Consider the following 8,803-nt stretch of genomic DNA (forward strand, 5'->3'; position numbering starts at 1 on the left):
GCACCTTGTGCATCAGATGGAATAAACTGATGCTCTGTGATGTTCAGGTTGTTATCGTACTGAAACTTTTCGCTTTGGCGTTCAAACTGGTTGCTGTATTGCGTGCGGTTCCAGCGGGAATTATTGATATTTTAAAAAGATTAAAAAGATTAAAAAGATTAAAAAGATTAAAAATTTATAGTCGAAATAGGTAAGTTTAGATATGAGCTATATTGTTGCAATGAATATTTTAAATGGTAGTTTGGTATTGATACCTGATAGCGAAGCAAACAAACTATTAGAAATTAATTATATTTATTAAATTGAATGGTGAAAAATAAAACATATCTCTTATTGACAAAAACATTCTATTATTAGTTAATATTAAACGAATTTATTTGCAATTTATCCATTTGTTCATATTTAACTAAATCATATGTTTTATCGTTATAACTGCTAGTTAATTTTATGACTCAGTTATTTAAATTTTCCATATGGAAAGATTTTGGATAGGTGGTTTTTATAATATTCTATCTCAGTTTGGATTAATGTTTTTTTAGCTTTATTGAAATAATGGCTCAACCAATACACATGTACATAATTAAAATAATCACACTCATTTTTTTTAGCTAAATTTATAGTGTAATTTAGTGTTTTTTTTGTATTTTCATTATTTTGATATTTGTCTTTTGCATCTAAAATTATCTGTTTCAATTTCATGTATAGATATTTGAATTCTTCGGTTTTTTTGAGGTTTAATGGCGTGTCGTAATTAAAAAATAAAGCAGACTCCATATCCGAAATAAGTATATCATCAATAAAGTTGGAGTTTTTCTCTTTAATATTACGACTAAAGTTAACTAAATTTTTACTTTGAGTAGATTCTATTAAAGGAATAATTAGAGGTTCATAATACAGAATTTTATAATATTTTTTTTCAATAGTATTATATAACTCTATAATTGAATTTTCATCAATATCAATTAACTCCATAATCGGCCAAAAAAAACTTTCATCTAGGTTAAAGAACATATCAAACGTAAGTAACTCGTCACATGCCTTTTTAATTTTACATATTTCATATTTCATATTAAAACCATTGATTAAGGTTGTATTGTGTTATCAGGAAAAATGGAACCACTGCCTTTAGGGTCGCGAACAACTCGAAGAAAGACACCATCATATGTTCCTGAAACCATTACTCCCCCAGATGACATATCAACACGCACGCTATTAGGGGACTCCCAAACGTTTTGTCCTGCTCTTTTAATGTCAACATCGTTCCAGTTCTCAGGAAACCATGATTGCCCTGTTCCTGAGCGTTTGGCTTTCGATGCATGGCTAGGTATATTTCCCACTCGCACTCCATTAGGATAAGTATGTACTATATTGTATGGAATACTTCTAAATTCCAATTCCAAAATGGCTGACTGTCCATGCCCACCACCACTTAACCTTCCATTTGGAAATATTTTTCTATCTCTTGGTGGCATTGCTCCAGCTTCTTTCCAATCTCCTTTTGAAGAATGGTTAATCACATCATTATTAATGAAACTGGAGGTATTAGACAACCCAAACGGATCTACCCACCCCGTTGGACAATACACATACCCATACGGATTAAAGCCGCCTAATAATCCGATGGGGTCAGGTGAAATATATTGCCCCGTGTCCTTATCATAGTAGCGAAAGCGATTGTAATACAAGCCACTTTCTTTATCTTCATATTGACCCGCAAAACGAAAATGACATTCAGTATATTCAGGGTCGTTATCGGCATAATCATCGTGAGATTGCCAAAATGCCATTTGTCCCCAGGTATTTAACCGTCCTGCCCAGCTGACAATCCCTTTTTCGCTAAAGATTTCGCGTGGTGTACCTTGATGGTCAGTGACGACATAATGCAGTTTTCCACGTTGATAACGGGCTGTTGGGGTGATTTCGCCGGGTTGATAGAGCCACTGAATTTGAGCGTCATAAGCGGGTGTGCCATCCGCATAAATAGAGGTTTCTTGCACCATCTGGTCGCCAGACCACAGGTAATCAACACGCTGAACACGTTTATTTTTAAACGGTAAATTTTGGGGGGAAAATAGGGCGATTATCGTGTAATGACTGTAAAAAGGACTCCGTTCCTCGTCCTGCACGTTGGTGCGCTAATAATCCAGCGGCGGTGTAATGGCTAGAATTAGCAAAACCCGCTTGGCTTTGGCGTAAAAACTCTTGTCCTAATGCGTTATAACTAAATTGCAAGGGTGCATGTTGATTGACTTGCAGTGAAGTCAGTTCATGGAGTTGACCGAAAGCATAATTAAGCTCACGCTCACCAAAGCGGGTTTGGGTGAGAATATCGTGCTCCTCATCCCATTGATGCGTAATCTCTTGTCCGTTTATCCGTTCACAACACAAATGCCCTTGGTCGTTATACTCAAACTCCACCACTGAATCAGGATTGGTGGCACGAATAAGTTGTAAACGTTCATTGTATTTTTATTTTAATTATTTATATTTTATTATCTCTATAGTTACTTAATTATTCTGTATTGAGCTTTTCTAATATTTTTTTTATATGGTAGCTAGAATAAGGCGTTAGAATAGGAATGTTCATTGATTCTTTTTCAGTTGTTGAATATTCATTCCCCCATATATCTATTTTCTTACGAGAATTTTCAGCTCCATAGGAAAAATATACATCATCCATATTTGTGGGTTTGTAATTTTCTTGGTGACCAATAATTTGCCAATCTGAATCTGATTCATATTTTTTGTCAAATAAAAGATAGCTATCTATTATAAAAGGAGGAGTTAAACTCTTTGCTGATTTTATTTTATTTTCATCAATAGATGGAGATTCAGAAATAAAATTAAGTATTTCAGCTACGTGGCCAACTATAGATTTCGATATAATTCTACCAAAATAGTACTTTTCTTTATCAAATGTAAAGCAAAATATATCACCGTTTTTTATAAATCTAATCATAGTTCGAGGTTTCTTATTCCACTTCCAAATTTTAAGATTATTCATTTGAAATTTTTTCCTAATTGTATCAGTTTACTTTTATAAGCCTCTTTAAAGGCTTTTGCTCGATCATCTTCTCTATTATGATCAAATGAATTGTATTTATTGCCTCTATTGGTTGAAGATATATCTTCTCCAATTATTCCTGTTTTTGTTTTATAATGTTCTATGTAAAATTGTTCATATCCACGAGCTTGCCCATAATTAATGTTATTTTCAATAGGCATCATTATTCCTCTTGTTGATAGTCTTCCGGTATCTCTGTGTTCAACTGTTCTTCTTTCAAGGTTATTTGTTATACCTATATAATAAGGCTTAGTGGCACCAGGGTCATATAAGGCATAAACATAGAATCCGGAATCATTGACACTAGAAGACAACCCAAACGGATCTACCCACCCAGTCGGACAATGTACATATCCATACGGATTAAAGCCACCTAATAATCCTATGGGGTCAGGCGAAATATATTGCCCTGTGTCCTTATCATAGTAGCGAAAGCGATTGTAATACAAGCCACTTTCTTTATCTTCATATTGTCCCGCAAACCGAAAATGACATTCGGTATATTCGGGGTCGTTATCGGCATAATCATCATGAGATTGCCAAAACGCCATTTGTCCCCAGGTATTTAACCGTCCCGCCCAGCTGACAATACCTTTTTCGCTAAAGATTTCGCGTGGTGTGCCTTGATGGTCAGTGACGACATAATGCAGTTTTCCACGTTGATAACGGGCTGTTGGAGTAATTTCGCCGGGTTGATAAAGCCACTGAATTTGCGAATCATAAGCGGGTGTGCCATCGGCATAAATCGGGGTTTCTTGCACCATATGGTCGCCAGACCACAGGTAATCGACACGCTGAACACGTTTATTTTTAAACGGTGAATTGGGCGGTGAAATAGGGCGATTATCGACCACCTTGCTTTTACTGAGTCGTCGCCCAAAGGCATCGTAAGTGTAACGCCAGCATTCTCCTTCAGGATTAAAACAGGCAATAAGTTGATTCAGCGTATTCCATTGGTAATACCACGTTTTTGCTCGAAAACCGTGTTGATGAACCACTTTTTGCGTTAGTCGACCATTAATATCATAGTGATAATCTTGATAACCTTTGGCGGTAATACGGCGAGTGACACGGCCTTTTTGTTGCTGTTGTGCCAGTTGTAAAAAGGCACCTTGTGCATCAGATGGGATAAACTGGTGCTCTGTGATATTCAGGTTGTTGTCGTACTGAAACTTTTCACTTTGGCGTTCAAACTGGTTGCTGTATTGGGTTTCAACAATTTGGTCGTTGGCGTTATAGCGGTATTGTGTGCGGTTCCAACGCGCATCATCGATATTGACCAGATTAAAGGCTTTATCGTATTGATAACCTCGATGAACATCAGTCGACATCGGGGGTTGAAGCGGATTATCGTGTAATGACTGTAAAAAGGACTCTGTTCCCCGTCCTGCACGTTGGTGCGCTAATAATCCAGCGGCGGTGTAATGGCTAGAATTAGCAAAACCGGCTTGGCTTTGACGTAAAAACTCTTGTCCTAATGCGTTATAGCTAAACTGCAAGGGCGCATGTTGATTGACTTGCAGTGAAGTCAGTTCATGAAGTTGACCAAAGGCATAATTAAGTTCACGCTCACCAAAGCGGGTTTGGGTGAGAATATCGTGCTCCTCATCCCATTGGTGCGTAATCTCTTGTCCATTTATCCGTTCACAACATAAATGCCCTTGGTCGTTATACTCAAACTCCACCACTGAATCAGGATTGGTGGCACGAATAAGTTGTAAACGTTCATTGTATTGATACGTGGTGGTAGAAAGGCATTTATGCTCAATATCATCGACAAGCCAAATGCTTTGTTCGATGATTAATCCTGTCTCATCATAATGATAACGGAGTTCATGATTATCAGGATAACGAGTCGCAATACGTCGCCCTAAGCGGTCATAGCGATATTGAATTTCACGTCCGGCAAAATCCATCTCACGAATGATTTGACCGACTTTATTACGCTCATAAGAATAGACATCACCAGTAGCGTTGATGACATTTTTGAGTCGTGTGAGTGAGTCATATTCAAAGCGAATTTCCGTCCCATCAGGGCGTATGGTGGCGAGTAATAAATCAAAGGGACCATAGCGATAGCGCGTAGTTTTACCTTCGCCATCGGTGACAGCAACAACACGGCGTTCGCTGTCATATTCAATATGTTGATGGATATCATCAGGCAATAAAATATCACTGAGACTGCCGTTAATACCATCATGCTCTTTACTGTATTGATAGCGAGTGGTGTGGTTTAGTGCATTAGTGACTTGCAGTAAGCGACCTAGCTCATCGCTTTGGTATTCCGAGCTATGTTGATAAGGGTTGGTGCTTTTTATTAATTGATTCGCTTGGTTATATTCATAGTGCCACTGTGCACCATTTGGCTGAATATCTTTAAGTAGTTCACTATGTTGGCTATATTCATAGGCTTGTTGGCGACCTTGCGGATCGGTAACTGTGGTTAAATTACCTTTGTCATCGTAGGTCAGTTGCCATTTATCGCCAAAGGGGGAGACATAGCAATACCAACGCCAGCGGTTGCAACTCAGTGAAATTGAGCTGCGAATGCGGGCGCTGATTGGTGACTATAAAAGCCGTTAAGGGCAGGGAGTGGGGAGCTCTTAAAAAAGGATAATGCTGGAAGACCACAGAAATCTTTCCTGCTTTTTGCAATCTATTTGGTTATGACAAGTATTCGTTAATTTCGGCTTCAATACATGTACTGAATGTTTTCTCTATATCAATTATTTCTTGGCATTCTGTATAACAATATATTTCGGGATCTTCATTATTTCTATCTGTGAATAATAATGATGTATAGCCTTGATGCATTAAGAAAGCGAACATATCCTTAGGTGGTACTATATCGTATTGATGCATAAGAGCTAAAGTTTCTTCATTAATTTCATCTAGTTCAGTATAGCACATTGATGTTCCTGCTTTGAAATCACCTGCATCTACCCCCATAAATTTTAGGTATATTTTATAAAATTCTGGTAATGTCCCATATTTTTTTTCTAACATACAAAGTTGATTATCATCACAACCAATAATTGGAAACCCCCTCTCTCTTAAAGTACAGGAAAAGTTGGTTATTAATTGAATATATTCATCTTTATTCATAAATTAATCTCACTTATTTATTATGTTCACTTTTACATTTGGATGCATGGTTTCGAATTGTTTGATAACACCTTGGCATGATTTACATATCGGTAGTTCAGAATAAAGGTTAACCGTTCCTTTGGCATTAGGATTAATTTTACTCGCTATATGCTCAAAAATTTTAGCTTCTGAATCAAATGCACGAGGGTGAGTTACTACTGTTGTCGTAAATAATCTTTTATTTGGAATATCTACAAGGCCTGGAACCGAGCCTTCACCACTAGCCGCATCTGCTATTCCTTTGATGGATTTACCATCGACATTTATATCAAAATTTGAAGTAGCTAAATTCCTTTTTTTACCGATACCACCAGGTTTTCCTCCTAATGTGTCTCTATATGCTTGGGCTCTTTGTAATGGATCATGAATTTGGTTAATTGAAGAAGTCGCAGATAGCCCCAGCGGATCTACCCACCCCGTTGGACAATACACATACCCATACGGATTAAAGCCACCTAATAATCCGATAGGGTCTGGCGAAATATATTGTCCTGTATCCTTATCATAGTAGCGAAAGCGATTGTAATACAAGCCACTTTCTTTATCTTCATATTGTCCGGCAAACCGAAAATGACATTCAGTATATTCTGGGTCGTTATCGGCATAATCATCATGAGATTGCCAAAACGCCATTTGTCCCCAGGTATTTAACCGTCCTGCCCAGCTGACAATCCCTTTTTCGCTAAAAATTTCTCGTGGCGTGCCTTGATGGTCAGTGACGACATAATGCAGTTTTCCACGTTGATAACGGGCTGTTGGGGTGATTTCGCCGGGTTGATAGAGCCACTGAATTTGAGCGTCATAAGCGGGTGTGCCATCGGCGTAAATCGGGGTTTCTTGCACCATCTGATCGCCAGACCACAGGTAATCAACACGCTGAATGCGTTTATTTTTAAACGGTGAATTAGGCGGTGTAATAGGGCGATTATCGACTACCTTGCTTTTACTGAGTCGTCGCCCAAAGGCATCGTAAGTGTAACGCCAGCATTCTCCTTCAGGATTAAAACAGGCAATAAGTTGATTCAGCGTATTCCATTGGTAATACCACGTTTTTGCTCGAAAACCGTGTTGATGAACCACTTTTTGCGTTAGTCGACCATTAATATCATAGTGATAATCTTGATAACCTTTGGCGGTAATACGGCGAGTGACACGGCCTTTTTGTTGCTGTTGTGCCAGTTGTAAAAAGGCACCTTGTGCATCAGATGGAATAAACTGATGCTCTGTGATGTTCAGGTTGTTATCGTACTGAAACTTCTCGCTTTGGCATTCAAACTGGTTGCTGTATTGGGTTACTAAAATGTAGGAACGAAAGTAGAGAATAAAATCAACCATGTTTACGAAGCCATATTAAAATGGTAGAACAGCTTTGTATGCCATATCGATATTGGGCTTGTTTATATAGGTGAGTTCATTTTTTCCTATTTGGTTAAAAACCGATAATTTTAAAGAAAGGAAATAATCATGTTGAATTCATTTAGTATTTTGTTTAATTGCATTCTCCAATTTTAAATTGGAAAAGTATCAACCTTATTTAGAACAGGGCAATAGATTATAAAAAAACAATTTAATTGATTTAGGCTTCAAATAAAAGTATTACTTAGGGAAATAAATATTTCCCTATTTTAGGAGAAATAAGATCAGTTTGGTGATAAGGTGCTTAAATATGATCTTTATTATTTACAGCACTGTAATGCGGATATAGCTCCATTTAGACAATATTGTAAATTATCTTTATCAGTTAATAACGTATAACCAATACCGTCATCTGGCAATATTAATTTATTTTCCAATGAGTTATTAATAAGTTTTATCATTGATTTAATTTGTACTTTGTCACCTCCAGAATAAATATCTAATAATGGTGGCCATTCAAATTTTTTATTTTGGTATTCAATGTTTTCAACGAAATTAGAATAAGAGTAATACATATCATCAATAGAAGAATAATCTTTAAAATATGATATGTTAAAATCATTATTACCAACAATACCATATTCAATGAATAGAGTTGCTTTTTTTGAATCTATCTCAATGTAAGTATATGGTGTTGATAAATTTAAATATTTATTGATGCTCATAAAATCTCCTAGTTTTTAATTAAAATCGCAGCCTTAGTACCATCATGAAATAATATATTATAGTGTGCATGTGTATCATGAATTTTATTCCCTGGCATATTATGAACAATATCAGAAAATGGATTGTTTGTATTATATGTATCTCCTCTGTATGTGCCTCTTTTTTGTTTCCATAAAGAACTCAAACCACTTTCTTTCGGAAATGTAGATGGAATTGGTAGAATATCATGCTGTGGTTTTAGTTCGGGCATAAAATTCAGTAACTCTCTCGCCTCGTTAGCGTCTTTTACATAAATATCTTTTCCACTTTTGAGTTCATTAATTTGTTTTTGTTGTTTTTGTGTTGGTTTACAGCTCAACCCAAACGGATCTACCCATCCCGTTGGACAATGCACATACCCATACGGATTAAAGCCACCTAATAATCCGATAGGGTCTGGCGAAATATATTGCCCCGTGTCCTTATCATAGTAGCGAAAGCGATTGTAATACAAGCCACTTTCTTTATCTT

Annotated in this window: 10 protein-coding genes and 2 pseudogenes; 1 reads left to right on the forward strand and 11 read right to left on the reverse strand. The window is 36.8% G+C overall.

Going from position 1 to position 8,803, the window contains the following annotated elements; genetic code table 11:
* The coding region (locus INT04_RS19415; RefSeq protein WP_226894192.1) for a hypothetical protein at window positions 1–194 on the forward strand (194 nt) is incomplete at its 5' end.
* Between the two features lie 262 nt (window positions 195–456).
* On the opposite strand, the gene INT04_RS18885 is transcribed toward INT04_RS19415, so the two are convergent.
* From INT04_RS18885 to INT04_RS19435, 11 genes and pseudogenes are all read right to left on the reverse strand, one after another.
* Window positions 457–1,068: a hypothetical protein gene (locus INT04_RS18885; protein WP_193017571.1), complete on the reverse strand. Its 612-nt coding sequence runs from the start codon at window positions 1,066–1,068 to the stop codon at window positions 457–459.
* 14 nt (window positions 1,069–1,082) lie between these two features.
* Entirely contained in the window at window positions 1,083–1,472 is a 390-nt protein-coding gene (locus INT04_RS19735) for an EndoU domain-containing protein (protein ID WP_413465763.1), read from the reverse strand.
* A 72-nt stretch (window positions 1,473–1,544) separates the two neighbouring features.
* Window positions 1,545–2,021: pseudogene (locus INT04_RS19740) on the reverse strand (RHS repeat-associated core domain-containing protein); the annotation flags it as partial.
* Window positions 2,022–2,046: 25 nt separating this feature from the next.
* The gene (locus tag INT04_RS19420) at window positions 2,047–2,418 is read right to left on the reverse strand and encodes a hypothetical protein (protein WP_319022979.1); all 372 of its coding nucleotides are present in this window, start codon (window positions 2,416–2,418) and stop codon (window positions 2,047–2,049) included.
* 94 nt (window positions 2,419–2,512) lie between these two features.
* Window positions 2,513–3,004: an Imm26 family immunity protein gene (locus tag INT04_RS18895; RefSeq protein WP_193017572.1), complete on the reverse strand. Its 492-nt coding sequence runs from the start codon at window positions 3,002–3,004 to the stop codon at window positions 2,513–2,515.
* On the reverse strand, window positions 3,001–5,229 hold the full coding sequence (locus tag INT04_RS18900) for an RHS repeat-associated core domain-containing protein (protein WP_226894194.1): 2,229 nt from the start codon (window positions 5,227–5,229) through the stop codon (window positions 3,001–3,003). The genes INT04_RS18895 and INT04_RS18900 overlap by 4 nt, the downstream gene beginning before the upstream one ends.
* A 499-nt stretch (window positions 5,230–5,728) precedes the next feature.
* Window positions 5,729–6,169 (reverse strand): hypothetical protein, encoded by a 441-nt coding sequence (locus INT04_RS18905; protein ID WP_193017573.1) that lies wholly within the window; start codon window positions 6,167–6,169, stop codon window positions 5,729–5,731.
* Window positions 6,170–6,178: 9 nt separating this feature from the next.
* Window positions 6,179–7,546: an RHS repeat-associated core domain-containing protein gene (locus tag INT04_RS18910; RefSeq protein WP_193017574.1), complete on the reverse strand. Its 1,368-nt coding sequence runs from the start codon at window positions 7,544–7,546 to the stop codon at window positions 6,179–6,181.
* Window positions 7,542–7,684, reverse strand: a pseudogene (locus INT04_RS19430) (IS3 family transposase); the annotation flags it as partial. The pseudogene INT04_RS19430 and the gene INT04_RS18910, both read right to left, overlap by 5 nt.
* 203 nt (window positions 7,685–7,887) lie before the next feature.
* The gene (locus INT04_RS18915; protein ID WP_193017575.1) at window positions 7,888–8,292 is read right to left on the reverse strand and encodes a hypothetical protein; all 405 of its coding nucleotides are present in this window, start codon (window positions 8,290–8,292) and stop codon (window positions 7,888–7,890) included.
* An 8-nt stretch (window positions 8,293–8,300) separates the two neighbouring features.
* A partial coding sequence (locus INT04_RS19435) for an RHS repeat-associated core domain-containing protein (RefSeq protein WP_226894195.1) occupies window positions 8,301–8,803 on the reverse strand: 503 nt, incomplete at its 5' end.

This window comes from Proteus sp. FME41 (assembly GCF_014897315.1).
In the GTDB taxonomy this organism is placed as follows: Bacteria; Pseudomonadota; Gammaproteobacteria; order Enterobacterales; family Enterobacteriaceae; genus Proteus.